The sequence below is a fragment of the Microbacterium sp. PI-1 genome, from assembly GCF_004337555.1.
In the GTDB taxonomy this organism is placed as follows: domain Bacteria; phylum Actinomycetota; class Actinomycetes; order Actinomycetales; family Microbacteriaceae; genus Microbacterium; species Microbacterium aurugineum.
Window position 1 is genome coordinate 97,368 of record NZ_SJYZ01000009.1, and the last position, 25,340, is coordinate 122,707.

The window sequence follows — 25,340 nt, forward strand, 5'->3', positions numbered from 1 at the left end:
AGGCACGCCCCATGGCTCTCACCACCTCGCTCGACGGCTACGAAGTCTGGTTCCTCACCGGCAGTCAGCACCTCTACGGCCCCGAGACGCTCGCGCAGGTCGCGGCGCAGTCCCAGGAGATCGCCCGGCTGCTGGATGAGTCCGCCGAGATCCCGGTGCGCATCGTCTGGAAGCCGGTGCTCACGGATGCGGCGGCCATCAAGCGGACGGCGCTCGAAGCCAACGCCGATGATCGGGTGATCGGTCTCGTCGCCTGGATGCATACCTTCAGCCCTGCGAAGATGTGGATCGCCGGCCTCGACGCCCTGCGCAAGCCCCTCGCCCATCTGCACACGCAGGCGAACGTCGAGCTGCCCTGGGCCGACATCGACTTCGACTTCATGAACCTGAACCAGGCCGCGCACGGCGACCGTGAGTTCGGATACATCCAGACGCGCCTGGGCGTGCCGCGCAAGACCATCGTGGGGCATGCTTCCGACCCGCGTGTGCGCCGGGAGCTCGGCACCTGGCAGCGTGCGGCCGCCGGGCTGGCGGCATCCCGCGATCTGAAGCTCGCCCGTTTCGGGGACAACATGCGATTCGTCGCCGTGACCGAGGGTGACAAGACCGAGGCGGAACTGCGCTTCGGCGTGCAGGTCAACACCTGGGGTGTGAACGAGCTAGCGGATGCCGTCGCGGCAGCATCCGACGGTGAGATCGACGCGCTGGTCGCCGAGTACGAGGAACTGTACGAGGTCGCCCCCGAGCTCCGCCGCGGCGGCGACCGGCACTCCTCGCTGCGCGACGGTGCCGCGATCGAGCTCGGGCTCCGGTCCTTCTTGGAGGAGGGCGGCTTCAGCGCCTTCACGACCTCGTTCGAAGATCTGGGCGCCCTGACGCAGCTGCCGGGTCTCGCAGTGCAGAGACTGATGGCGGAGGGCTATGGCTTCGGCGCCGAGGGAGACTGGAAGACCGCGGTGCTCGTGCGCATCGCCAACGTCATGGGCTCCGGTCTCCCCGGTGGCGCGAGCCTGATGGAGGACTACACCTACGACATGACGCCCGGCGACGAGCTGATCCTCGGCGCCCACATGCTCGAGGTCTCGCCGTCGCTGACCACCGCGAAGCCCACGCTCGAGATCCATCCGCTCGGCATCGGCGGCAAGGACGACCCGGTGCGACTCGTCTTCACGGCGGACCCGGGGCCCGCGGTCGTCGTCGCCCTCAGCGACATGCGCGACCGTTTCCGTCTCACCGCGAACGTGGTCGAGAACGTGCCACCGCGCGCCGCGCTGCCCAAGCTCCCGGTCGGGCGTGCTGTCTGGAAGCCGCAACCGGACTTCACCACGAGTGCCGCCGCGTGGCTGACGGCGGGGGCCGCACACCACACCGTCATGTCGACCGCGGTCGGCATCGAGGCGTTCCGCGACTTCGCCGAGATGGCAGAGGTCGAGCTGCTGGTGATCGACGACAGCACGACGCTGCCGGAGTTCCAGAAGCAGGTGCGCTGGAATCAGGCGTACTACCGCCTGGCGCAGGGGCTCTGATGGTGGCGCCTCGCTCCGGTCGACAGCGGCGTCTCACCGGCCACGGCTATGCGGCGGAGATCGCGAGCGTCGGCGCTACTCTCCGGACGCTGACGTTCGACGGGCGCGACCTGGTGGTCCCCTTCGATGCGGATGAGGTGCGCCCGGCCTATCGTGGGGCGACACTCGCTCCCTGGCCCAACCGCATCGTCGACGGACGCTACCGGTTCGCCGGTGCCGAGCACCAGCTGGCACTGACCGAACCGGAGCGCGGCCAAGCCCTCCATGGACTCCTCGTCTGGGTGGAGTTCGAAGATCGCCTCGTAAGCGAGGATCGCGTCTCACTGGCCGCTGTGATCGAGCCTCAGGCCGGCTACCCGTTCCGCATCGAGGTCGAGGTCGACTATCGCCTCGATGCCGATGGACTGCACCAGACCGTCACGGCGCGCAACCTCGGTGCGGATACGGCGCCGTGGGGTACCGGACCGCATCCTTACCTCGTGGCCGGGCCCGGACGCGTGGACGACTGGACGCTCACCCTTCCGGCATCCGAGGTGCTGACGGTGACCCCGAAGCGGCTGAGCCCGGTCACCGTGGAGTCCGTGACGGAGCACCCGGAATGGGACTTCCGCGAGGGGAGGCGGATCGGCGATGTGTTCATCGACCACGCGTTCACCTCGCTCGCTCGTGCGGACGAGATCGCGGAGGTCCGCGTCGTCGCGGCTACGGGGGAGGGCGTCGGGATCGCGTGGGACCGGCGGTGCCCATGGGTGCAGGTGCATACCGCCGACACCCCCGCCGTTGCGTCGACCCATCGCATCGGGCTCGCGGTCGAACCGATGACGTGTCCTCCCGATGCCTTCAACTCCGGCGTCGACCTGGTGACCCTGGCGCCGGGTGAGGCGCACGCCGCCTCGTGGCGGATCTTCGGGATCTCACGTCCAGCGGCCTCCGGTCGCGAAAACGCATGGCTCCCGGCTCAATTCGGTGCCATTCCGCGACCGGAGCGAAGGGCGGCACGTACGCGGCGCACGAGCACCTCGGGCTGAGCGAGCAGAGGCGCCGTCACCTCGATCACCGTCCACCCCGCCGCACGCAGCGCCGCGGCACGCTCGACGTCCGCCGCCCACTGCGCGCCGTGCATCATGCCGTGGTACTCGATGAGCACCCGGTGTCGGCGGTAGACGAGGTCACCGCAGGCCAGGAAGACACCATCCTCGAAGATGTCGACGTTGAGCTCGGGCTCCGGCAGTCCGGCCTGGACCAGGAGGCAGCGCACCCGACTCTCACGCGGCGACCAGGAGTCCTCGCGGATCAGCGGGAGCGCTTCCCTCAGGTTGCGGATTCCGACGCGGCGGCCTGTGCTCAGGGCAGCTTCGAGCTCAGCGATCGTCGTTAGCGGTGCCCGTCCCGGTGTAGGGCGACCATGACCGGAGCGCCAGGCGCGGCAGAAGTAGTCGCCGAGTGCGACGAGATCGAAGATGGGCAGTCGGCCGAGAGCGGCCCAGGTGGTCGCGGGATCCGAGAGACGGATGCCCTCGAGGTGCGTCGTGGCCGTGCGATCCTCCTTCCCGCGATGCCTGACCACGCCGCGGACCCGGGATAGTGGGCCCGTGCCGATCGTGGTGACATGCACGCCGAGCGCGTCCGCCTCCGCGATAGCCCCCTCCAGGGTGCGGGTCAGGGGCAAGGGAGCACCCCAGAGCGCAGCCGCCGATTCATGGCTGATGTGCTGCCGCTCGTGCATGCGGTGGGCGTAGGCCCGGGCGGCGGTGACACGCGCATCCCGTTGGCGTCGGTACGGGTCCGGCTGTTCTGAGCGGTCTGGAGGGAGTCGCCGCCGTACGGCCGGGAACGGGCGCTCCAGATCGTCGGCGCTGAGTCGGCCTCGTCCGACCCCCGCGCGATATGCGGCTCGCAGACTGAAACTGTCGCCGAGGTTCGGAGGAAGGGGGTCTCGTGTGCGTCCCATCCCTCGACGCTGGCACCGGACGCGTGCCGCGTGGACGGCTCTCCCCAGGGTTGCTCCTCCTCCGGTCGCGATATGTCAGCTCTGGGAGGCGAATTGGCTGCCAGATCGCGACCGGAGCGTGGGGTGCGTGCGCCGACAAAACCGGCTGTGGAGGACGGGATGCGGATCGGCTGTGGAGGACGGGATGCGGAACCGGATGTGGGGGACGGGGCGCGGACGTGAAAGGGCGGGTCAGAGCAGCGCGGCGGCCTGACGGGCAGCGCCCAGGGCGACGTACTCACCCGCGGCCGGCACCTCGACGGGGATGCCGAACACCTGCGGCGCGATCTCCCGCACGGCCTCCGACTGCGCCCCGCCGCCGATCAACAGCGCTCGCCGCAGCGGCACTCCCGCCTCCCGCAGGGCGTCGAGTCCTGCGCGGAGCCCCGACAGCATGCCCTCCACCGCGGCGCGCGCCAGGTTCTCGCGCGTGGTCGAGGCGAGGGTCATACCGCTGAGGGTCGCCGTGGCATCGGGCAGGTTCGGGGTGCGCTCACCCTCGAAGTAGGGGACGAGCGAGAGCCCTGCCGCTCCGGCCGACGCCGACAGAGCCAACCTGCTGAGCTCGTCATGGTCGACTCCGAGCAGGGCCGCCGTCACGTCGAGCACCCGCGCCGCATTGAGCGTGCAGACCAGGGGGAGGAAGTGGCCGTCGGCCGACGCGAACCCCGAGATGATGCCGGACGGGTCGGCGGAGGGCTCCGCGCTCACCGCGAAGACCGTGCCGCTGGTGCCGATCGAGACCACGACGTCGCCGGGGCCCGCGCCGAGTCCGAGTGCGGCCGCCGCGTTGTCGCCTGCCCCCGGCCCGACCCGGCGGCCGCTCGCATCCTCCACGGATTCGTCCGCACCGAGCACGCGCGGCAGCACGACGTCGTGTCCGAGGGCTGCGATCAGCAGCTCGCGATCGTAGCGTCCGGTCGTGGGGCTCCAGTATCCGGTGCCGGACGCATCGGAGCGGTCGGTCACGAGCTGATCCAACGCGGGTCCGAGGGGCGCGCTTTCGGCCCCTGCCGGTCCGTAGCCGCGGAGTCGCCACGTCAGCCAGTCGTGGGGGAGGGCGACCGCCGCCACACGAGCCGCGTTCTCGGGTTCGTGGTCGCGCAGCCAGCGCAGCTTCGAGATCGTGAACGACGCCACCGGCACCACGTTCGTGCGCTCGGCCAGCTCCTGCGCACCGAACTCGGCGACGAGGTCGGCCGCTGCCTCCGCGGAGCGCGTGTCGTTCCAGAGCAGCGCATCGCGGATGACGGCGCCCGAGGCGTCGAGCGCCACCATCCCATGCTGTTGCCCGCCGATGGCCCACGCCGTGACGTCGTCGAGACCCCCGGAAGCCTCGATCGCGGCGGTCAGCGCGGACCACCACGCTTCAGGATCGACCGAGGTGCCGTCGGGATGAGGGGCGCGACCGCTGCGCACCACCGCTCCCGTCTCGGCGTCGACGACGACGACCTTGCATGCCTGCGTCGACGAATCGACGCCGAGGACGAGCGCCATCAGCCGATCACCGGGCGCCCAGCAGGTGCTCGGTCGCGAGCTGCTGGAGGCGGACGAACCCGAAGCCCTTGCCGCCGAGGTAGGCGTCGGCATCGAACTCCTCGTAGGCGCTGCGGTCGGCCAGGAAGGCGTCGTAGGACTCGCCCTCGTCGAGCGTCGGCGTCGAGAGTTCGGCGACCTTCGCGGCGGCCAGCGCCTCCTGCACCTCGGGATCGGCGCGGAAGGCCGCAGCACGCTCCTTCAGCAGCAGGTAGGTCCGCATGTTGGCGGCAGCCGAGTCCCAGACCCCCGTCTCGTCCTCCGTGCGAGAGGGCTTGTAGTCGAAGTGACGGGGTCCCTCGTAGGCGGGCACGCCGTTCGGGCCGCCGTTCTCGAGCAGGTCCACCAGGGAGAAGGCGTTGTGCAGGTCGCCGTGGCCGAACACGAGGTCCTGGTCGTACTTGATGCCGCGCTGGCCGTTGAGGTCGATGTGGAAGAGCTTGCCGTGGTACAGAGCCTGGGCGATGCCGGCCGTGAAGTTGAGACCCGCCATCTGCTCGTGTCCGACCTCGGGGTTGACGCCGACGAGTTCGGGGCGCTCCAGGGAGTCGATGAACGCGATCGCGTGGCCGAGGGTGGGGAGCAGGATGTCGCCGCGCGGCTCGTTCGGCTTCGGCTCGATCGCGAACCGGATGTCGTAGCCCTTGTCGGTCACGTAGTCGCCGAGCAGGTTGACGGCCTCCCGGTAGCGCTCCAGCGCGGCACGCACGTCTTTCGCCGAGTCGTACTCCGCGCCCTCGCGACCACCCCACATGACGAACGTGCGCGCACCGAGCTCTGCGCCCAGGTCGAGCTGACGGAACACCTTGCGCAGCGCGAAGCGGCGCACCTGGCGGTCGTTCGAGGTGAAGCCGCCGTCCTTGAAGACCGGGGCGCTGAACAGGTTCGTGGTGACCATCGGCACGACGAGACCCGTGTCGGCGAGCGCACCCTTGAGGCGGTCGATCTGCGTCTGGCGCTCGGCATCCGTCGACCCGAAGGCGAACAGGTCGTCATCGTGGAAGGTGAGACCGTAGGCGCCGAGTTCCGCCAGCTTCTCGACGGCGTGCACGACGTCGAGGGCCGGACGCGTCGGACCGCCGAAGGGGTCGGAGCCGTTGTATCCGACGGTCCAGAGACCGAACGAGAACTTGTCGGCGCGGGTCGGGGTGAGGCTCATGATGCTCCTTCGCACGGGCGCACGGCGGCGTGCGCGTATATGTTGTTGACAGCAACTTATACGGAGAAGAGCAGGATGTCCAGCCTCCTAGACTGAGACACCGAGCGGGAATGCGAGGACCACGTGACCGAACCCGGGGAGGGCGCCGCCGCCAAGGACGCGAACGGCGGGGTGCGTGCCGGCAACCTCGCCCGTGTGCTCCGTCTCGTCCATCTGGGCGGCGAGCAGTCGCGCGCCCAGCTGACCGCCGCGACCGGACTGAACCGCTCGACCATCGCGGACCTCGTCGCAGAACTCGCCGGTGACGGCTGGGTCGTCGAGCGCGAGCCGGGACCGGTGGGCCGGGTGGGGCGCCCGTCGCCCGTGGTCGCCGCAGCTCCGACGACGGTCGTGATCGCCGTGAACCCCGAGGTCGACGCGGTCGAGATCGCAGCGATCGACCTCGCGCGCACGATCGCGGTGCGGGAACGGATCGAGTCGACCTCACTGCTCGGTGCGGACGAGGTGGCGCCCCTCGTCGCCGGAGTGATCGACCGCTGGACACGCGGTGCGCTCGCAGGGATGCGCGTGATCGCGGTGGGGGTGGCGGTGCCCGGTCTGGTGCGTGCCGCGGACGGACTCGTGCGCAATGCGCCGCACCTGGGATGGACCGATCTGCCGTTGCGTGCATCCATCGCCGCGGCGACCGGGCTCCCGGTGGCGGTGGGCAACGATGCGAGTCTCGGTGCGCTCGCCGAGCACCTCTTCGGCGCCGCCCAGGGCGTGGACGATCTCGTCTACCTCAACGGCGGCCCCTCCGGCATCGGCGGGGGGATCATCGTGCACGGGGCGCCGGTGGGCGGTGTGGGCGGATTCGCCGGTGAGTTCGGCCAGAACCGCGTCGACGTCTCCTCCGATGCGGTCCTGGAAGACGTCGTCAGCAGGGCGCGGTTGCTGGCGGCGCTCGGTCTCGCGGTGGCAGACGAGGCGACGCTCGCCAGCGCGCTCGCCGCGGCTGCCGATGAGGACGCCGTCCGCGCCGAGTGCTCCCGCCAGCGGGCCTTCCTCGCGCAGGCGATCGCCGACGCCGTCAACATCCTGAACCCCTCCGTCGTCGTCCTCGGCGGATTCCTCGCCCTCCTCGAGAGCGTCGACGTGGAGGGCTTCGCCGCGGACGTGGCAGCTCGAGCGATGACCGAGAACGCGGAAGGTCTGCGCATCCTCCCCGCCTCCCTCGCGGCAGACCGCCTGCTGTTGGGTGCCGCCGAACTCGCGTGGACGACCGCCCGCGTCATCTGACACCCCCTCCGAGAACACCCCTGCAGCCGCGGAGAGTCGGACACTACGCTGAGTCACGTGACGAACTCGCGCGACATGGTCCACATCCCGGGCGGCACGTTCCTGATGGGGTCCGAGGACTTCTACCCCGATGAACGCCCGGTGCACGAGCGTGAGGTCGCCTCGTTCTTCATCGACCGCTATCAGGTGACCAACGCGCAGTACGCCGAGTTCGTGGACGCGACGGGGTACGTGACCGTCGCCGAACGGGAGCTCGATCCGGCCGCGTTTCCGGGCGCCGACCCTGCCGACCTCGTCCCCGGAGCGATGGTCTTCACTCCGACGTCCGGACCGACGAATCTCGGGGACTGGCGCAACTGGTGGCGTTGGCAGCCCGGAGCCTTCTGGCGTCGACCCTTCGGACCGGACTCCTCGATCGACGACCGGATGCAGCATCCGGTCGTGCACGTCGCGTTCGAGGACGCGGTGGCCTACGCGGACTGGGTCGGGATGCGGCTGCCCACGGAAGCCGAGCACGAGTACGCGGCGCGCGGCGGCCTGGAAGGCGCGCCGTTCGCGTGGGGGGACGAGCCGTACCCGGGCGGCGTCGCCCAAGCGAACTCCTGGCTCGGTCGTTTCCCCTATGACAACCAGGGTGTCGGCGGCACAGCGCCCGTCGGCTCCTATCCGCCGAACGGCTACGGCCTGTACGACATGATCGCCAACGTCTGGGAGTGGACGACCGACTTCTACACCCCGCGGCACCTGCGTCTCTCCGACACCCCGGTCGATGCGGGGAAGCGGACGAACCTCCTCGCCGCAGCGAGCGCGCAGGAAGGCTTCCCCGGCATCCCCCGTCGCGTGCTCAAAGGCGGATCCCACCTGTGCTCGCCGGACTACTGCCTGCGGTTCCGGCCTGCCGCGCGCTCGCCGCAAGCGGAGGACACGGGGATGTCGCACATCGGGTTCCGCCTCACCCGCTCCGAGTGAGGCGTCCTGGGTTTCGGCCCGTGGACCTGTTTGGCTTCGACCGAGGGCATCCGCCCCCCTCTCACCGGTTGAAGCAAGGAGTCACCCATGGCCGAGAAGCCCAATATCCTCATCATCTGGGGCGATGACATCGGCATCAGCAACCTGAGCACGTACTCCGACGGTCTGATGGGCTATCGGACGCCGAACATCGATCGGATCGCCGATGAGGGCGTGAAGTTCACCGACTACTACGGCGAGCAGAGCTGCACGGCGGGACGTGCGGCCTTCATCACCGGCCAGAACCCCTATCGGACCGGACTCACCAAGGTGGGGATGCCCGGCGCGAAGCTGGGCCTCCAGCCCGAAGACCCCACGATCGCGGACGCGCTCAAGCATCACGGCTACGCCACGGGGCAGTTCGGCAAGAACCACCTCGGAGATCGAGACGAGCACCTGCCCACCGCGCACGGCTTCGACGAGTTCTTCGGCAACCTCTACCACCTCAACGCGGAGGAGGAGCCCGAGCATCCGGACTACCCGACCGACGAGGAGTTCCCCGGCTTCAGCGAGAAGTTCCGCCCGCGTGGTGTGCTCCACAGCTGGGCGAACGCCGACGGAACGCAACGGATCGAAGACACCGGACCGCTGACCAAGAAGCGCATGGAGACGGTCGACGAGGAGTTCCGCGATGCGGCGGCGGACTTCATCCGCACGCAGGCAGACGACGACACCCCCTTCTTCGTCTGGTTCAACTCCACCCACATGCACTTCCGCACCCACACCAAGGAAGAGAGCAAGGGGCAGGCCGGACGCTGGCAGTCGGAGTACCACGACACGATGATCGATCACGACGGCGTCGTGGGCAGTCTGCTCGACCTCCTCGACGAGCTGGGACTGGCCGAGAACACGATCGTCATGTATTCCACCGACAACGGTCCGCACATGAACAGCTGGCCGGACGCCGGCATGACGCCGTTCCGCAACGAGAAGAACTCGAACTGGGAGGGCGCCTACCGCGTGCCCGCGATGGTCCGCTGGCCGGGTCACATCCCCGCCGGGACGACGCTCAACGGGATCGTGAGCCACAACGACTGGTTCGTGACCCTGCTCGCGGCTGTCGGCGATACGGACATCGCGGAGCGGCTGAAGTCGGGCACGGACTTGCACGGGACCGAGTTCACGGTGCACCTCGACGGCAACAACCAGCTCGACTACATCACCGGTGCCGTCGATCAGAGTCCGCGCCGACACTTCTTCTACGTCTCGGATGACGGCGACCTCACCGCACTGCGCTTCGACAACTGGAAGCTCGTGTTCCTCGAGCAGCGCGCCTCCGGGACCCTGCAGATCTGGCAGGAACCGTACATCGAGCTGCGATTCCCGAAGCTGTTCAACCTCCGCACGGATCCCTACGAGCGGGCGGACATCACGTCGAACACCTACTGGGACTGGGTGCTCGACCGGATCTTCCTGTTCGTGCCGGCGCAGGCATATGTGGCGCGCATGCTGCAGACCCTCGCGGAATTCCCGGCCCGGCAGGAATCGGCGTCGTTCACGATCAACCAGGTCATGGAGAAGCTGGAGGCGTCGACCGCCGGCAGCTCCTAAGCCCCCCTCCCGCGAGGCTCCGGTCGCGATATGGCAGCCAGAAATGGCCCGGAGGCTGTCATATCGCGACCGGAGCGACCGGAGCGGGGCGGAGCGGGGGTCAGCTCCGGGGCGGGCCGGAGGACTGACGGATGATGAGCTCGTGCGCGGTCGTGATCGTACGGGCCTCATCGCTCGCCGGGCGAAGGATGAGCGAGACCGCATGCTGCCCCATCTCGAACATCGGGATCCGCGCGGTGGTGAGCGCGGGGGCGACATCCGGTGCGACGGCGATGTCGTCGAAGCCGACCACCGACATCTCTTCCGGCACGCGGATGCCGTGCTGGCGCAGTTCGCTGAGAATGCCGATGGCCATGGCGTCGTTGAGACCCACGATGGCCGTCACGTCCCGATCGAGCAGGTCTCTGGCCCCCGCGATGCCGCCCTCCCGGGTGAACTCCTGCGAGACCACGGTGAGTTCGACGTCGGTGTCGGCGGTGCCTTCGCGCAGACCCGCGATGCGGTCGGCGACCGTGTTGAGGTCGAGGGGCCCGGCGACGACGCCGATGCGGCGGTGTCCCAGCGCGGCGAGGTGACGGCCGACGGAGATACCGGCGCGGTGGTTGTCGGGGAGCACGGCGTCGACCGGAAGGTGGTGTCGACCGATGACGGCGGCGCGGCCACCGGCGAGGGTGAAGTCCAACAGGGCTTCGGACATGCCCAGCTCGCGGCGGTGGTCGGCGTAGCCGGAGCCGGCGATGATGATGGATCCCACGCGCTGGCGCAGCAGGGATTTGACCTGAGCGAGCTCGCTGTCGGGCGTGCGGTCGGCTTGTGCGATCTGCACGGAGCGGTTCTCGAGCGTCGCGCTGCGGATCACACCGCTCGCGATGTCCGAGAAGTAGGGGTCGCCGATCTCGTGCACGACGAGGCCGATCGTCGGGACGAGGCCGCCGGCGAGTCCTCGCGCGTGCATGTTCGGTTCGTAGCCGAGCCGATTGGCGACCGTTCTCACGTGTTCGGCGACCTCGGGCGATATCCCCGGTCCGCCCGTCATCGCCCGCGACGCACTCGCGAGGGAGACCCCTGCGGCTTCGGCCACATCAATGAGTCGTGGCGCGCCTTCACGCTTCACGAAACCTCCCCCTGTGGAGCAAGATCAACGCTGATTGCGAGGTAGGTTGCTCTTCGTTCTTCGATCCCACTATAGTGGCGGAAGCGCTTACGAAAGCGCTTTCGCTACGATGACGTAGGAGACTCGGATGACTGCACCCAGACACGGTCGACGGATCGCTGCGGCGATCGGGACGCTGTCGATCGCCGCGCTCACGGTTTCGGCCTGCTCGGCCCCCGGCGATGAGGCGGAGGGAGGTGGCTCGGACGATCCCATCGTCATCGGCATCTCGCTGCCGCTCACCGGCGACTTCTCCGAACCGGGCAAGGGTGTCGAGCGAGGCTACGAGGCCTGGCGCGACATCGTGAACGAGAGCGGGGGTCTCCTCGGCCGTCAGGTCGAGTTGAAGATCCTCGACGATCAGTCCAATGCCGACCGGGTGGTCTCGGACTACGAGTCGCTGATCGCCCAGGACGGCGTCGACCTGGTGTTCGGTCCGTTCTCGACACGACTGGTCGTGCCCTCGGCGCGCGTCGCGCAGGAGTACGGGATGTTGTTCGTCGAACCGGCCGGCGCTGCCGAGGAGGTCTTCGAGCAGGGCTTCGACAATCTCTTCTACGCGGCACCGGCCATCGCCAACGACCACTACAACAACCTCGCGGACTATCTGCTGGCCCTTCCTGAGGACCAGAGGCCGGAGACGGCCGCGGTCGCGGCGATGGACGACCCCTTCGCCCAGGGCACCGCCTACGGACTCCGGGACAAGCTCGAAGAGGCCGGCGTCGAGATCCTCGTGAACGAGGTCTACCCGCCGAACACCACGGACTTCTCCACGATCGCCGCGAAGATCGCGCAGTCGGATGCCGACATCGTGATCGGCGGCACGCAGTATCAGGATGCCGTCAACCTCATCATCGCGCTGCAGCAGCTGAACTATCAGCCGGAGCTCGCGGCGTTCTCGACCGCTCCGACGAATCCGGAGTTCGCCGCCGCGATCGGTGGTGCGACCGAAGGCATCCTCGCCCCCACGGGGTACTCGCCGAAGTCCCAGTTCCCCAGCAACATCGAGTTCGTCGAGAAGTACACCGAGATGCACGGCAACCCGCCGTCCGAGGACGAAGCCAATGCCTACACGACCGGTCAGGTCGTCGCGGCCGCGGTCGAGGCCGTCGGCTGCGCCGAGCAGGGGGACTGCCAGCAGGAGCTCATCGATTGGCTGCGGGACAACTCCGTCGACACGGTCGTCGGAGAACTCAGCTGGGATGAGACCGGCAAGCCCACGGGTGCGCACCTGATCCAGCAGTGGATCGACGGCGAGATCCTGATCGTCCTCCCCGAGGACGTCAAGGAAGCCGAGTTCCTGTACCCGAAGCCGACGTGGTGATCCGCACATCGTGAGTGGAGCACTGCTGCTGCAAAGCCTGATCCTCGGTGTCCTGCTGGGAGGGCTCTACGCCCTCCTGGCGGCCGGGCTCACGCTGTACTTCGGGATCATGCGCGTGGTCATGATCGCGCACTCGGCCTTCCTCATCCTGGCCGCCTACCTCGCGTGGTGGTTCAACAGGGAGACCGGGATCGATCCGCTCGTGTCGCTCGTCGTCACGGTGCCCCTGTTCTTCGTGACCGGTGTGGTGATGCAGCGGCTGCTGGTGTCGAGGCTCAAGCCCTTGACGCTGACCATGATGTCGGTGCTGCTCACGTTCGCGGTGGCGCTGATCATCGAGGGAGCGCTCGGGTTCTTCTTCACCGGTACCCAGCGGCGCATCCCGCTGCCGTACGCCAGCGCCAGCCTCGAGGTGTTCGGCGCGCAGGTGCCGGTGGTCAAGCTCATCGCCTTCGGGCTGGCGGCCGTGGCCCTCGCTCTCCTCTTCGTCCTGCTCAAGTACACGAAGTTCGGTCAGGCGCTGCGAGCGACCATCCAGCATCCGGAAGCCGCACGGCTGGTCGGCATCAACACCGATCGTGTCGCCGGCTACGGGTTCGGTCTCGGACTCGCGACGGCGGCGATCGGCGGCACCGCGCTCTCACTCGATGCCACGATCTACCCCTCGCTCCACTGGCACTGGATCGGACCGCTCATGGCGATCATCGTCGTCGGAGGGCTCGGCAGCATCCCCGGTGCCGCGATCGCGGCGCTCATCCTCGGCGTCGCGCAGAGTCTGCTCCAGCTTCCGCTGGGGCCGACCTGGGCGCAGACGGTCTTCTACGTCGCGCTCTTCGCCACGCTCATGTTCCGTCCGCAAGGTTTCTTCGGAGGTCGTCTTGCCCAGCGTTTCTAGCAGAGAGCCGATCGCCACCGAGACGGTCGTGATCGCGCCACCCGCTCCCGTGCGGAGAAGGTCGACGACGTGGGTGAAACTCGTGCTCCTCGTCGTCGGAGCCGCGCTCGTCCTCTCTTTCCCCACGATCGCCCCGAACCCGTACATCCTCTCGGCGGGCGTGGTGATCCTCAACTACGCCGTGCTGTCGACGGGGTGGAACTTCATGGGCGGGTTCACGGGATACATCTCCCTCGGACACGCCGCGTACTTCGGGCTCGGCGCCTACGGCACCGGCCTGCTGATCAAGTTCCTCGACCTTCCCGGATTCCTCGCCTGGATCGTGGCAGCCGTGGTCGTCGCGATCATCGCGATCCCGATCGGCATCGCCGCCCTTCGCGTCCGCGGCGCCTCCTTCGTGATCGTCTCGATCGCCTTCGTGCTGATCATGCTGCTGGTGTTCCAGAGCTGGCGCGACGTGACCGGTGGATCCGAGGGCCTGAACGTCCCGCGTCCGTTCGACGTTCTGCGGCCGGAGCACCACCGCATCTTCTACTACCTGTTCGCGGGACTCTTGGCGTTCGCGCTGGTGGTGTGGTGGATCATCGATCGGTCCAAGTTCGGCACGGCGCTCAAGTCGGTCCGCGAGGACGAGGACAAGGCACAGTCGCTCGGTGTTCCGACCACGCGGTACAAGCTGATCGCCTACGTCCTGTCCGCGCTCTTCGTGGCGCTCGGAGGTGGTCTGTACGCGCTGTGGTTCGGCGACCTGGATCCGATCTTCCAGTTCTCGATCCTCATCGGCTCCTACATGGTGCTCATGGCGCTGCTCGGCGGGGTGCGGAACCTCTTCGGCCCGCTGCTCGGCGCTGTCGTGGTCGGGGTCGCCCTCGAGTACTTCAAGCTCGAGTTCGGAGACACGCAGTTCCACCTCATCGCCACCGGCATCCTGCTCGGCATCGTCGTGCTCTTCATGCCGGACGGCATCATCCCGGCCGTGAAGGGGCTCTTCACCCGCTCGTCGAACGCGGCCTCGATCCGTGAGGTCACCGCCGGCGAGCTGCTCGAGCAGAACAAGACGCGAACAGCGGACGCCTCGACGAAGGAGACGTCGTCATGAACGCCCCCACGGCACAGCCCATGACCACACTCGAAAGCCTGAGCACGGTCTCGATGACGAAGTCGTTCGGCGGCGTCACCGCGGTCGACGGCGCCACGGTCACTTTCCAGGAAGGCAAGGTCAACGGTCTGATCGGGCCGAACGGCTCGGGCAAGACCACCTTCTTCAACTGCGTGACCGGGATGATCAAACCCGACTCCGGAGAGGTGCGCTACCGAGGGCAGGCGATCACGCGCAAGTCGCCCGACCGCATCGCGCGCGCCGGCATCGGGCGCAGCTTCCAGCTGTGCCGGGTGTTCCCGCGCATGACGGTGATGGAGAACCTGCTCGTCGCGGTGCGCAGCACGAACATCCGTCAGCAGCTCCGTTCGGCGCACGATCCGGAGGAGCTCGAGCGGGCGCGCAACTGGCTTCGACGCGTCGGTATCGACCACCTCGAGCACGCCGAGGCGCGAAACCTCAGCTACGGACAGCAGAAGCTCCTGGAGCTGGCAGGTGTGCTCATGGGCGAGCCCGACACGATCATGCTCGACGAACCCGCCGGAGGGGTGAACCCCGCGCTCATCGGCCGCATCGCCACGCTCGTGCGCGAGCTCAACGAAGAAGGCAAGACGTTCATCATCGTCGAGCACAACATGGAGATGGTCATGAGCCTGTGCGACCACGTCGTGGTCTTCGACCGCGGCCGCCAGATCGCTGAGGGAACCCCGGAGATCATCCAGCAAGACCCCCGAGTCCTGGAGGCCTACCTTGGAGTCTGAAGCGAAGAATCTGCTCGAGCTGCGCGACATCGAGGCCGGATACGGCCGTGCGGCCCTCGTGCTCCGCGGTCTCACGGTCGAGGTGCCGCCCGGGTCGGTGGTCTGTCTGGTCGGTCCGAACGGAGCAGGCAAGTCGACGGTGCTCAAGGTGGCCAGCGGCATGCTCAAGCCGCGGTCCGGAAGCATCCGCGTCGATGACCGCGACATCACCGGTGAAGGACCGCAGTCGATGCTGCGTCACGGTCTCGCGCACGTCCTCCAGGGGCACAGCGTGTTCCGTGAGATGACGGTCGGTGAGAACGTGATGCTCGGTGCGTTCACGCTGAAGGACCAGACGGTCATCCAGGAGCGCATCGAGTTCGTCCAGAACCTGTTCCCGATTGTCGGGGAACGGTGGAAGCAGCTCGCGGGTCTCCTCTCCGGCGGTCAGCAGAAGCAGGTCGAGTTCGCACGCTCGCTCATGGTCAGCCCCAAGGTGGTGCTGCTCGACGAGCCGTCGATGGGACTCGATCCCAAGACCACGGAGAAGGTGTTCGAGCAGATCGTGCGAATGCGCGATGCCGGCACCGCCGTGCTGCTCGTGGAGCAGAACGCGCGGAGGGCGCTCGAGACCGCGGACATCGGTTGTGTCCTCGATCTCGGTCGCGTGCACATCTCCGGTCCGGCTTCCGAGCTTCTCGCAGATCCGACACTCGCCGCTCTGTACCTGGGCGGCAAGCCCTCGGTCACCGACGCGGGCTGAGGCCCTTCGTTCCTGCTCCTCCGCTGCAGTGCCGCCCCGGAGGAGATGCACACACGGTACTTATCGGCACGACACCGCAAGACGATGACGTTGAGAGGTCTGTGATGCACGAACGAACCCTGCGACCGGCGAACCGCGAGACCCGAGCGGATGCGCCTCCGCGCTCCCGACGACTTCGAAGGTCTGCAGCCGTGGTGGCCGCGGCGACCGTGGTCGGAGCCCTGTTGACGGCGGTTCCTGCGGCCGCCGCGGAACCCTTCACCGAGCTGATCGACTTCGAGGCCTATGAACGGGTCGCATTGAACGGGCAGGACGGGTGGGTGGCCTCGACGGCCCCGCGCGTGGTCGCCGACCCGTTGAACGGCAACAACCAGGTCGTCGAATCCGTCGGCGGAGGGCAGCAGTCGTACCGGGAGATCCCCGCGATCGCGCAGGGAGAGACCGGCACGTTGTTCTTCCGGTTCCTGCGCACCGGGAGCGTGGACACCTCGTTCGGCCTCACCGATGTGGACGCGCCGAACGACTACGTGCACAGCCGGGCCTACGTGAACAATCAGAACGACGACATCCTTCGCGTGCGTGACGGCGGAGCGTTCAAATCTGCCGGTGTCTGGTCTCGTGACGCCTGGCAGTGCGTGTGGATCGTCGCCGACAATGCGACCGACAAGGTCACCGTCTACAGCCAGGGCGGTGCGTACGAAGAGAGGACCCGGCTGCCCGAAGGCACCGAGCAGCAGTTCGGCTTCCGTCAGGCGGTGAACGGCGCACTCGATCGATTCTTCTGGAAGAACGGCGCATCGAGCACAGGACGACTGCTGCTCGACGACGTGGCTGTCGACACCACGGGGGAGAACCTCGCGATCGCCACCGGGAACCCGGGTGACTGCGCACCCGGAGGCACCGCGACCGAACCCCTGCTCAACCCGCTCCCCGATCCCGCGCTCGCCGACCTCGGTATCGAGGTGACCGAGCTGGCGCAGCTGCCGGAGTCGCACACGACCCCGGCCACGCAGGACCAGCGCCTCGTGCGCCACAACCGGATCACGCACCTCGACGAGGTGCCCGACGGCTCCGGTCGGCTGATGGTGCCCGACAACAACGACATCCTGTATCTGGTCGACAAGGACTTGGGCGAGTACGTTCCCTACCTCAACGTCCGCGACGAGTTCATCGACAATTTCCACAACAGCGCAGGCCTCGGCACCGGTCTGGGGTCGGCGGAGTTCCACCCCGATTTCGCCGAGAACGGGCTCTTCTACACGGTGCACACCGAGGGCGGATCGGCTCTCACGGAGGACACTCCCGACTTCCCCGCCTTCGGGAACACCGCCTTCCACAGTGTGATCACCGAGTGGAAGGCCGACGACCCGTCTGCGGAGACCTTCGCGGGCACACACCGCGAGGTGATGAGGATCCCGTTCGCCGGTCGTGTCCACACCGTGCAGCAGATCGCCTTCAACCCGACCGTCTCGGCCGGTGACGCCGACTACGGCAACCTGTACGTGCTCGTGGGCGACGGCGGCAACGGGGTCGGCAACGGCAATCCGCAAGACCTCGCCACACCGCAGGGCAAGATCCTCCGGGTGGACCCGACCGGAGACGACAGCGCGAACGGCGAATACGGTGTGCCGACGGACAACCCGTTCGTCGACGAGTCGGATGCCCTTCCAGAGATCTTCGCCGTCGGCATGCGGGACCCCCACCGCATCAGCTGGGACCCCGAGGGCGACCACACGATGTACCTCGCCCACATCGGCGAATGGCAGGTCGAGTCGATCTACGCGGTCGAACCCGGGGACAACTTCGGTTGGTCTGTTCGCGAGGGATCCTTCGTGGCCGACAACCGGCAGATCTTCCCGCTTCCGGAGGACGATGCGGAGAACGGCTTCACCTATCCCGTCGCGGCCTACGATCACAATCGCGATCCCGGTCAGACCGGCGACGCGGGAGTGGCTGTGAACGGCGGATTCGTCTACCGCGGCGAGATCGCGGAGCTGCAGGGGCGCTACCTCTTCACCGATCTGGTGCGCGGGTGGGTGCTCTCCACCGATGCGGAGGAGATGATCCGCAATGACGGCGACATCGGTGACCTCGCCACGATCGAGGAGCTGCGGGTGTTCGCAGACGGCGAGGAGACGACGTTCCAGGACCTGGTCGGCGACAAGCGCGTCGATCTGCGATTCGGCTCCGACGCCGACGGCGAGCTCTACCTCGTGTCGAAGGCGAACGGGAAGATCTGGAAGGTCACCGGTGCGCGGACCGTCGACGAGCCCTCGTCACCGTTCGTGCTCCCGGCGCTCGCTCCGAACCTCGTCACGCACTACGACTTCGATCACCCCGATGCGGCGAAGCCGACCATCGAGACCGATCAGGGTCGCTCCGGTACCGACATCTCCCTGATCAACGGCGGAATCGAGATGCGGGTCGCCGATCGTGCCTATCCGGGCGCGGGCGAGGCGCTGCAGACGCAGCAGATGAGTCCGCGGACGGCGTCGAACGACGACTGGAAGGCGGGCATCTACGACGCCGACGGTGTCGAGTCGCTGGACAGGTTCGCCGGCACGGACAAGGCGTCCGTCATGGGCTGGTTCAAGCCCACCGGCGATCACCCGGCGCTGAACTCGGGCACGACGAATCCGGACGACGTGTACAACGCGATCGGTCTCGCGGGGGTGCTCACCGGAACGTCGGACGGACACGCGGTGCGCGCGTTGCTCGAGGTCATCACGGTCGGTGGCGAGCTCAAGCTCGTCGCGCTCGGGCGACGCGTCGACGGTGCCGGCTCGTGGACGTTCGCGGCCGATCTGCCCTGGAACGAGATCCTCAAGAAGGGGCACTGGGTGCACCTGGCGGCGACCTTCGACTTCGGCAAGGGCGAGATGAAGCTCTTCATGAACGGCGAGGAGCTCGCGGGGAAGTACACCGCAGCCAATCCGTGGGGTGAGGGCTCGACGTCCGACACCGCGCCTGCGGGCATCAAGATCGGCGGGAGCTTCCCGCAGAACACCAGAGAGGCCAATCCGTTCAACGGACGGATGGACGACATCATGCTGCTCGACACGGTGCCCACGGCCGAGCAGGTGGCCGCGCAGTATGCACTGTACGACGTGCCGGAGGTCGAGCCTCCGACGCCGCCGACCTGCACGCCGGACGGCACCGTCATCACCGATGTGATGTCGCAGGATGACTGGGCGCCGAAGACCCCTGCCAAGTGGGACTTCCCCGGCGACCAGGTCATCCTCACGGAAGCGGGGACGAACCCGAACGACGGGATCCGCCGTCCGTTCGAGTACGCCGTGCTCACCGAGGGCCCGGAGCTCGGTTCGTTCGATCTCACCGGCCAGGTGCGCCTCGACGAGAAGGCGTCGGTCAACAACCGCGATGTGATCATCGTCTTCGGGTGGAAGTCCGACACGGAGTACTACTACGCGCACCTCTCGCAGGACAACTCCATCTATGCCCACAACGGCATCTTCAAGGTCAATGGTGCCGACCGCGAGCGGATCGACGACCAGTGGGATGGAACGGTCGGAGCGCCACCGGCTGTCACCGACGAGGAGTGGCACGAGGTGCGGCTGCTCCGATGCGCGGACAGCGGTGACATCGCCGTCTTCGTGGACGGGATCGACACACCGCTGATGACGGCGAACGACAAGACGTTCACCGAGGGGCGTGTGGGCTTCGGCTCATTCGACAACTTCGGACGCCTCCGTGATCTGTCGGTCACCATGGCGGCGACGGACACCACCGCGCCCACGGCGACCGTGAAGAGCGGCGCGACGTTCACCGTGGGGAGGGACGGCGTCTACAGCAAGGTGTCGTTCACGCTCCACGATGACGGAAAGGTCGACCGGTTGACGCTCAACGGCGTCGAGAAGGATCTGACGAACAACGCCTGGTCCGATCTGAACGCGGTGGTGCCCGGCGCCTTCGGCGCGGTGGAAGGCGCGAACACGCTGGTCGTGTACGACGTCGCGGGCAACGCGACGACCGTCCGCTTCACCCTCGATGCGACGGCTCCCACGGTTACGGTCAAAACGGGCGGCTCCTTCACGGTCGGTGCGAACGGCACGTACAGTCTGGTGTCGTTCAAGCTCCACGATGCCGGGAAGGTGGATCGCCTGACCCTCAACGGGGTGGCGAAGGATCTGACGGACAACGCGTGGTCCGATCTCAATGCCGTGAAGCCGGGTGCTTTCGGTGCGGTGGAAGGGGCGAACACGCTGGTCGTGTACGACGTCGCGGGCAACGCGACGACGGTCCGCTTCACCGTGACGGCCGGGTAGTCGCGTCGGCGGATGCGGGGTGCCCAGCGCCCCGCATCCGCCGACTGCCGGAACCCTGCTCCCATGCCCGCCCCAGCATCCCCGACTACCCTCAGTCACATGCGCCGTCTCCTCGTTCTGCCCCTCGTGCTCGCTGCCGGATTCCTCGTCGCCGGATGCTCGCAGGTCACGCAGCTGGCCGGTGATGCTCTCGGCGTCGACGTGCAGGCGACGTGCGCGACGATCGACGACGCCTACGGTCAGTACCAGGCGCTGCTCGAGCAGGGCGAGGTGTCGGCGGAGCAGGCGGATGCGGCGCGGGATCAACTGGTCGCGTCGCTCGACGGGCTCGCGGACGGCGTCGACGGGGCGCTGGGCGATGCCATCCGCTCCGGCGCCGAGAAGATCAGCGGGATGACCGATCTGCGGGCACCCGAGACCATCGAAGCGGTCGAGCAGCTCAAGGAGTCGGCGTCGGCGTTCTGCGGCTGAGCCGGATCGCGCCGGCGACCGTGGCGGCGACGAGCGCGCTGGAGCGGGCGCCGAGGTGGATGCCGTCGCGGTGGCTCGTCACGGTCCGGGCGGTGACCTCGAAGACGTCGATCAGGTCGATGTGGAGGTCGCTCGCCACGCGTCGCACCAGCGGGGCGACCTCGCTCGCGATGATCCGCTCATCGACGCCGCGGCGGTTCTCGAAGGCGACGGGTGGCGTCAGGAGGAACACGGTCGCTCCCCGTGCGCGGTAGCGTTCGGCGAAGTCGGCCAGCTCCGACGCGTATCGTTCCGGATTCCAGTTGTCGCCGCGCGCGTCGTTCGAGCCGAGCATGATGAGCGCGATGTCGGGCTGGGACGCGAGCGATGCTGCGGCGTGCGGAGTCTCGTCGTACGGCCAGTCGCCGTCGCGTTGCAGGGTGCGCCGGTTCACGCCGTAGTTGAGCACCTGATACCGGTCGCCGAGGATCCGCTGGAGGCGGCCGGGGTACGCGCGCCGCGCACGGCCTCGGAACAGCACGCCCGCGCCGTAGGTGTTGCTGTCGCCGACGGCTGCGACTCGGATCCGGTCTTCTCTGAGGCGGGGGACCGGCGGATACATGATCCTTCGATACATCACAGCGATGGTGCCCACCAGGAGGGCGACGCTCGCAGCGGCCGTGAGGATCCTCCGGCGCGCGTCGGACAGCACGGGACGGATCACCCGTCCATTTTCTCTCAATCCCCGCACCTGCGGGGGAAGGAAGGGAGACTGTCACTGAGTGCTGAGACGTGCAGAACAGGAGAGCGATGACGACCGTGTTCCCTCGTTCCGTCTCCGTCGTCATCCCGGTGCGCAACGACGCCCTCCTCCTCGAACAGTGTCTCCGCGCCCTGGAGCGGCAGACGCGCAGAGCCGATGAGGTCATCGTCGTCGACAACGGCAGTACGGATGACACCGTTGCGGTCGCCGAACGGCACGGAGCGCGCGTCGTGTCGGAACCCGTGCAGGGGATCCCTCGCGCCTCGTCGGCCGGCTATGACGCGGCGTCGTGCGACATCATCGCGCGCCTGGACGCCGATTCCCGCCCCGGACCGGACTGGATCGAGCGGATCGAGCGGACGTTCCGCGAACGGGACGATCTCGACTTCGTCACAGGCGACCCACGCTTCTACGGCTCGACGCCGCTCGTGCACTGGGTGGGAGAACGCCTCTACATCGGTGGCATGTACGCCGCCCTCACTCCGCTGCTCGGACACGCGCCCCTCTTCGGCTCAAACATGGCCATGCGGGCCGAGACCTGGCGGATCCTGAGCGGTGAGGTGCACCGCGAGCCGCAGAACATCCACGACGACTTCGACCTGTCGTTCCACATCCGACCCGGGATGACCGTGCTGCGTGATCGTCGTCTCGTCGTCGAGGTCTCGGCGCGGCCGTTCCAGGACTGGGCTTCGCTTCGACGTCGGCTGAGCTACGTGCTTCCGACCGTGTGGCTGCATCTGCCGCAGGAGCCGCTGTATCGGCGACGGCAGGCCCGGCGGCGGGAGGAGTCGTCGGCGCGCGGCCGGTGAGTCAGCCGCGGGCGCGAGCGTACAGGTCGAGTAGATCCGCCGTCAGCTGGTGCGGAGTGGTCTCGCTCGGGCTGTGCCCTGTCGCATAAGCACGGAAATCCGCATCGATGTCGCGGGCGAACCTCTGGTGGGCGGCCAGCGGCCACAGGTCGTGCGCGCCGGCGACGACGAGTTTGGGCACCGGGAGTGCGCGCACGCTGCTGCGCAGGTCGGGCGTCGCCATCATCAGCCCGATGATCTCGTCGACGCTGCGCCTCCGTGTGAGGGCGAACCGGGAGCGCACGAACTCGAGCCGCCGGGGTGGCACGCGGTTCTTGTTCGTCACGATGCCCCAGATCATCAGGCCGGCGCCGCGCCGCGGGCTCGCGATCGGGGCGATCGGACCCAACCACTTCATGGTGGCGAAGACGTTGCCGGCGCCCGGGGGAGTCGTGAGAAGGGCGAGCGAGAGGACGAGCTCAGGGCGGCGGATCGCCACGGACTGCGCGATCGTGCCCGCGAACGAATAGCCCAGCAGATGGGCCGGGGCGCCTGCTTCGAGGAACGCGACGAGGTCGTCGATGAACAGGTCGTACGTGTAGGCCCGGTCCGCGCCGGCGGCATGCGATTCGTACTGGCCGGCAAGGTCGAAGGACTGCACGAAGTATCCGGCCTGTGCCAGAAGTGGCAGCATCAGCGCGAAATCCTCTTTGGATCCCGTCGCACCCGGCACCAGGACCGCACGAGGGTGCGTCGGATCACCGAGCGACACGACGGCCAGCTCACCGCTCGGCGCCGAGAACCACGACCTCACTGAGCCGACGGGCGGAATCGTCCAATCGATGTCACCGATCGCGGCATCGAGCGCGGCGGCGGATCCGGCTGCCCGCTCACTTCGCGAATCCGTCGACACGCTGACACGGTACTCCCGCGCTCCGGTGCGCGGGCGGAGCGCGCGCCGGGAGATGCGCGGGCCGCGGATCGACCGAACGACGAGGCTGCGCGCTAGCATCGACTCCATGAACTTCAACCGCTCGGCATGGTGGTGGCTGCACTAGCGGCCGGTTGAAGTGTGTTCACGGGCTGCACGGCAGCTCGTGGCAGCACGCGAGGACTCCGTGTGGCTCCCTATCGATGGGAGAAAGACCGATGGAGTCCTTCATTGCAACGGCGCAGCGCTCGGCGGAGGTCGCGGCCGCCGTGGACCGACACCCGGAGCGGTTCCGAGTGCTCACGGGGGAGCGGCCGACCGGACCGCTGCACCTGGGCCACTACTTCGGGACGATACGGGAGCGCGTCCGGCTGCAACAAGCCGGAGTCGAGACATTTCTCGTGCTCGCCGACTACCAGGTCATCACCGACCGCGATACGACGGACAACGTCCGTGAGAACGTCCACGGTGCCGTGCTCGACTACCTCGCCGCCGGAATCGACCCGGAGCGCACCACGATCTTCACGCACTCCTCGATCCCTGCTCTGAATCAGCTGCTGCTGCCGTTCCTCAGTCTCGTCACAGAGGCGGAACTGCACAGGAACCCGACGGTCAAGTCGGAGTACGCGGCGTCCGGCCGCGCGTTGAGCGGTCTGCTGCTGACGTATCCGGTGCACCAGGCGGCCGACATCCTCTTCTGCAAGGGCAACCTCGTTCCGGTCGGGAAGGACAACCTGCCGCACGTCGAGATGACCCGGGTGATCGCCCGACGGTTCAACGAGCGCTACGGCGAGCTCTTCCCTGTGCCGGATGCGCTCGTCACGGCGACACCGGAGGTGCCGGGGTTGGACGGACGGAAGATGTCGAAGAGCTACGGCAACGCGATCTCCCTCTCGATGACACCGGAGGAGACCGTTGCGGCGATCCGCCGAACCCGGACGGATCAGGAACGGCGGATCACGTTCGATCCCGAAGCGCGTCCCGGTGTCTCCGCACTGCTGACGACGGCTGCCTTATGCCTGGATGTCACGCCCGCCGAGCTCGCGGACGACGTCGGTGACGCGGGAAGCAACGCGCTGAAGACCGTGACCGCCGCGGCGGTGAACGACTTCCTGGCGCCGATGCGTGAGCGTCGGCGGAGTCTTGCGGCAGACGGCGAGCTGGTGCGCTCGGTCCTGCGCCGCGGGAACGAGCGTGCGAATGCGGAGGCGGAAACGACGTTGGACGAGGTGCGCGAGGCGATGGGGACCGTGTACTGCTGAGGCGTCGAGTCGCGAGCCCCGAGCCCCGAGCGCCGGGGCGCCGCTACGGGCGTCGGGCCTCGATCAGGTGACGGGTCGAATGCGCGACGAACGGTCCGTCGGCCTGGATCCTGTCGTGCAGGTCACGGAGCCGGTCGAGACTGTTCTCGACCGTGAACCCGGGCACCCACCAGATCACCTTGCGGAGCAGGTAGACCGCCGCGGCGACGTCGTGGATCTCGATGCGAAGCCTCGCGGTTCGCAGATCGATGACCTCGAGCCCCGCAGCCCGCGCGGCGTCGGCTTCATCGTCGGGGTGGCGTCCGCGGCGCGCTTCCGGCTGGGGGCCCAGGAAGAACTCGATCAGCTCGAACGCGCTCGCTGGCCCCACGTGCTGTGCGAAGTAGGTTCCGCCCGGCGTCAGCACCCGTGCGATCTCCGACCACCAGATCGTCGCCGGGTGCCTGCTGGTGACGAGGTCGAAGGCTTCATCGCCGAACGGTAGCGGCGGCTCGTCGGGGTCCGCGACGACCACCACACCACGGGGATGCAGGAGCCGCGTCGCGCGACGCACGTTCGGTGGCCAGGACTCGGTCGCCACGGCGGCGGGCGGGAAGGCCGTGGCCTCGGCGAGAACCTCCCCGCCGCCGGTCTGGATGTCGAGCGACGCGGACGCACCGCCGAGGCGCTCGGACAGGAGGCGGGCGTAGCCCCACGGAGGTCTCTCCTCGGTGGCTCTTCCGTCCAGCCAGCCGAAGTCCCATCCGGTCACGTCGGCGGTCCTTCCGGCTTCGATCAGTGCCTCGAAGGAATCGGTCATGGATCGATTCTCTCAGCGACCACCCCACCGGCGCCTTTA

General features: G+C 68.0%; 21 protein-coding genes. 14 read left to right on the top strand and 7 right to left on the bottom strand.

Annotation, left to right across the window (positions count from 1 at the left end):
- Positions 1–11: 11 nt before the first annotated feature.
- Together araA and E0W80_RS09755 are read left to right on the top strand one after the other, a co-directional pair.
- Positions 12–1,526 (top strand): L-arabinose isomerase, encoded by a 1,515-nt coding sequence (gene araA, locus E0W80_RS09750; protein WP_047524425.1) that lies wholly within the window; start codon positions 12–14, stop codon positions 1,524–1,526.
- Positions 1,526–2,554: an aldose 1-epimerase family protein gene (locus E0W80_RS09755; RefSeq protein WP_131492294.1), complete on the top strand. Its 1,029-nt coding sequence runs from the start codon at positions 1,526–1,528 to the stop codon at positions 2,552–2,554. Before araA ends, E0W80_RS09755 begins: the two co-directional genes overlap by 1 nt.
- On the opposite strand, the gene E0W80_RS09760 is transcribed toward E0W80_RS09755, so the two are convergent.
- The 3 genes from E0W80_RS09760 to xylA form a co-directional block, all read right to left on the bottom strand.
- Positions 2,485–3,477: a DUF559 domain-containing protein gene (locus tag E0W80_RS09760; protein WP_131492295.1), complete on the bottom strand. Its 993-nt coding sequence runs from the start codon at positions 3,475–3,477 to the stop codon at positions 2,485–2,487. The two genes, E0W80_RS09755 and E0W80_RS09760, sit on opposite strands and share 70 nt — an antisense overlap.
- A 231-nt stretch (positions 3,478–3,708) precedes the next feature.
- Positions 3,709–5,013, bottom strand: a complete 1,305-nt coding sequence (gene xylB / locus E0W80_RS09765) for a xylulokinase (protein ID WP_131492296.1) — start codon at positions 5,011–5,013, stop codon at positions 3,709–3,711.
- A 7-nt stretch (positions 5,014–5,020) separates the two neighbouring features.
- Positions 5,021–6,211: a xylose isomerase gene (xylA, locus tag E0W80_RS09770; protein ID WP_131492297.1), complete on the bottom strand. Its 1,191-nt coding sequence runs from the start codon at positions 6,209–6,211 to the stop codon at positions 5,021–5,023.
- Between the two features lie 123 nt (positions 6,212–6,334).
- Between xylA and E0W80_RS09775 the strand changes: the two genes are divergently transcribed.
- The 3 genes from E0W80_RS09775 (at position 6,335) to E0W80_RS09785 (ending at position 10,048) form a co-directional block, all read left to right on the top strand.
- Positions 6,335–7,489, top strand: a complete 1,155-nt coding sequence (locus E0W80_RS09775; protein ID WP_131492298.1) for an ROK family transcriptional regulator — start codon at positions 6,335–6,337, stop codon at positions 7,487–7,489.
- A 75-nt stretch (positions 7,490–7,564) separates the two neighbouring features.
- On the top strand, positions 7,565–8,458 hold the full coding sequence (locus E0W80_RS09780; protein WP_131492330.1) for a formylglycine-generating enzyme family protein: 894 nt from the start codon (positions 7,565–7,567) through the stop codon (positions 8,456–8,458).
- 87 nt (positions 8,459–8,545) lie between these two features.
- Positions 8,546–10,048, top strand: a complete 1,503-nt coding sequence (locus E0W80_RS09785; RefSeq protein WP_047524431.1) for an arylsulfatase — start codon at positions 8,546–8,548, stop codon at positions 10,046–10,048.
- 100 nt (positions 10,049–10,148) lie between these two features.
- Here E0W80_RS09785 and E0W80_RS09790 read toward each other — a convergent pair whose 3' ends face one another.
- Positions 10,149–11,162, bottom strand: coding sequence for a LacI family DNA-binding transcriptional regulator (locus E0W80_RS09790; protein WP_131492299.1), 1,014 nt, complete (start codon positions 11,160–11,162; stop codon positions 10,149–10,151).
- Between the two features lie 127 nt (positions 11,163–11,289).
- On the opposite strand from E0W80_RS09790, the gene E0W80_RS09795 reads away from it, so the two are divergent.
- From E0W80_RS09795 to E0W80_RS09825, 7 genes are all read left to right on the top strand, one after another.
- Positions 11,290–12,525, top strand: coding sequence for an amino acid ABC transporter substrate-binding protein (locus E0W80_RS09795; RefSeq protein ID WP_197055682.1), 1,236 nt, complete (start codon positions 11,290–11,292; stop codon positions 12,523–12,525).
- A 10-nt stretch (positions 12,526–12,535) separates the two neighbouring features.
- Positions 12,536–13,420, top strand: a complete 885-nt coding sequence (locus tag E0W80_RS09800; RefSeq protein WP_047524433.1) for a branched-chain amino acid ABC transporter permease — start codon at positions 12,536–12,538, stop codon at positions 13,418–13,420.
- Positions 13,404–14,519, top strand: a complete 1,116-nt coding sequence (locus tag E0W80_RS09805; RefSeq protein WP_231555088.1) for a branched-chain amino acid ABC transporter permease — start codon at positions 13,404–13,406, stop codon at positions 14,517–14,519. The genes E0W80_RS09800 and E0W80_RS09805 overlap by 17 nt, the downstream gene beginning before the upstream one ends.
- Complete coding sequence (locus E0W80_RS09810) at positions 14,516–15,280, top strand: ABC transporter ATP-binding protein (RefSeq protein ID WP_194239288.1); 765 nt, start codon at positions 14,516–14,518, stop codon at positions 15,278–15,280. Before E0W80_RS09805 ends, E0W80_RS09810 begins: the two co-directional genes overlap by 4 nt.
- Positions 15,270–16,022, top strand: a complete 753-nt coding sequence (locus E0W80_RS09815) for an ABC transporter ATP-binding protein (RefSeq protein WP_131492300.1) — start codon at positions 15,270–15,272, stop codon at positions 16,020–16,022. Before E0W80_RS09810 ends, E0W80_RS09815 begins: the two co-directional genes overlap by 11 nt.
- Positions 16,023–16,126: 104 nt before the next feature.
- Positions 16,127–20,308: a PQQ-dependent sugar dehydrogenase gene (locus tag E0W80_RS09820; RefSeq protein ID WP_240740504.1), complete on the top strand. Its 4,182-nt coding sequence runs from the start codon at positions 16,127–16,129 to the stop codon at positions 20,306–20,308.
- Between the two features lie 99 nt (positions 20,309–20,407).
- Entirely contained in the window at positions 20,408–20,779 is a 372-nt protein-coding gene (locus E0W80_RS09825) for a hypothetical protein (protein ID WP_047524437.1), read from the top strand.
- Here the strand turns inward: E0W80_RS09825 and E0W80_RS09830 are convergent.
- Positions 20,748–21,482 (bottom strand): GDSL-type esterase/lipase family protein, encoded by a 735-nt coding sequence (locus E0W80_RS09830; protein WP_131492301.1) that lies wholly within the window; start codon positions 21,480–21,482, stop codon positions 20,748–20,750. The two genes, E0W80_RS09825 and E0W80_RS09830, sit on opposite strands and share 32 nt — an antisense overlap.
- Before the next feature lie 86 nt (positions 21,483–21,568).
- Between E0W80_RS09830 and E0W80_RS09835 the strand changes: the two genes are divergently transcribed.
- Positions 21,569–22,330: a glycosyltransferase family 2 protein gene (locus tag E0W80_RS09835; RefSeq protein WP_131492302.1), complete on the top strand. Its 762-nt coding sequence runs from the start codon at positions 21,569–21,571 to the stop codon at positions 22,328–22,330.
- 1 nt (position 22,331) lies between these two features.
- On the opposite strand, the gene E0W80_RS09840 is transcribed toward E0W80_RS09835, so the two are convergent.
- Positions 22,332–23,222, bottom strand: a complete 891-nt coding sequence (locus tag E0W80_RS09840; RefSeq protein ID WP_227991802.1) for an alpha/beta fold hydrolase — start codon at positions 23,220–23,222, stop codon at positions 22,332–22,334.
- Positions 23,223–23,458: 236 nt separating this feature from the next.
- Between E0W80_RS09840 and trpS the strand changes: the two genes are divergently transcribed.
- Complete coding sequence (gene trpS, locus E0W80_RS09845) at positions 23,459–24,502, top strand: tryptophan--tRNA ligase (RefSeq protein WP_131492303.1); 1,044 nt, start codon at positions 23,459–23,461, stop codon at positions 24,500–24,502.
- Between the two features lie 43 nt (positions 24,503–24,545).
- Here the strand turns inward: trpS and E0W80_RS09850 are convergent, their stop codons facing one another.
- Positions 24,546–25,301 (bottom strand): class I SAM-dependent methyltransferase, encoded by a 756-nt coding sequence (locus E0W80_RS09850; protein ID WP_131492304.1) that lies wholly within the window; start codon positions 25,299–25,301, stop codon positions 24,546–24,548.
- Positions 25,302–25,340: the final 39 nt, after the last annotated feature.

Coding starts and splice junctions, on each gene's coding strand:
- araA (WP_047524425.1), top strand. CDS start 12: ATGGCTCTCACCACCTCGCTCGACGGCTACGAAGTCTGGTTCCTCACC.
- E0W80_RS09755 (WP_131492294.1), top strand. CDS start 1,526: ATGGTGGCGCCTCGCTCCGGTCGACAGCGGCGTCTCACCGGCCACGGC.
- E0W80_RS09760 (WP_131492295.1), bottom strand. CDS start 3,477: ATGGGACGCACACGAGACCCCCTTCCTCCGAACCTCGGCGACAGTTTC.
- xylB (WP_131492296.1), bottom strand. CDS start 5,013: ATGGCGCTCGTCCTCGGCGTCGATTCGTCGACGCAGGCATGCAAGGTC.
- xylA (WP_131492297.1), bottom strand. CDS start 6,211: ATGAGCCTCACCCCGACCCGCGCCGACAAGTTCTCGTTCGGTCTCTGG.
- E0W80_RS09780 (WP_131492330.1), top strand. CDS start 7,565: ATGGTCCACATCCCGGGCGGCACGTTCCTGATGGGGTCCGAGGACTTC.
- E0W80_RS09785 (WP_047524431.1), top strand. CDS start 8,546: ATGGCCGAGAAGCCCAATATCCTCATCATCTGGGGCGATGACATCGGC.
- E0W80_RS09795 (WP_197055682.1), top strand. CDS start 11,290: ATGACTGCACCCAGACACGGTCGACGGATCGCTGCGGCGATCGGGACG.
- E0W80_RS09810 (WP_194239288.1), top strand. CDS start 14,516: ATGAACGCCCCCACGGCACAGCCCATGACCACACTCGAAAGCCTGAGC.
- E0W80_RS09820 (WP_240740504.1), top strand. CDS start 16,127: ATGCACGAACGAACCCTGCGACCGGCGAACCGCGAGACCCGAGCGGAT.
- E0W80_RS09825 (WP_047524437.1), top strand. CDS start 20,408: ATGCGCCGTCTCCTCGTTCTGCCCCTCGTGCTCGCTGCCGGATTCCTC.
- E0W80_RS09835 (WP_131492302.1), top strand. CDS start 21,569: ATGACGACCGTGTTCCCTCGTTCCGTCTCCGTCGTCATCCCGGTGCGC.
- trpS (WP_131492303.1), top strand. CDS start 23,459: ATGGAGTCCTTCATTGCAACGGCGCAGCGCTCGGCGGAGGTCGCGGCC.
- E0W80_RS09850 (WP_131492304.1), bottom strand. CDS start 25,301: ATGACCGATTCCTTCGAGGCACTGATCGAAGCCGGAAGGACCGCCGAC.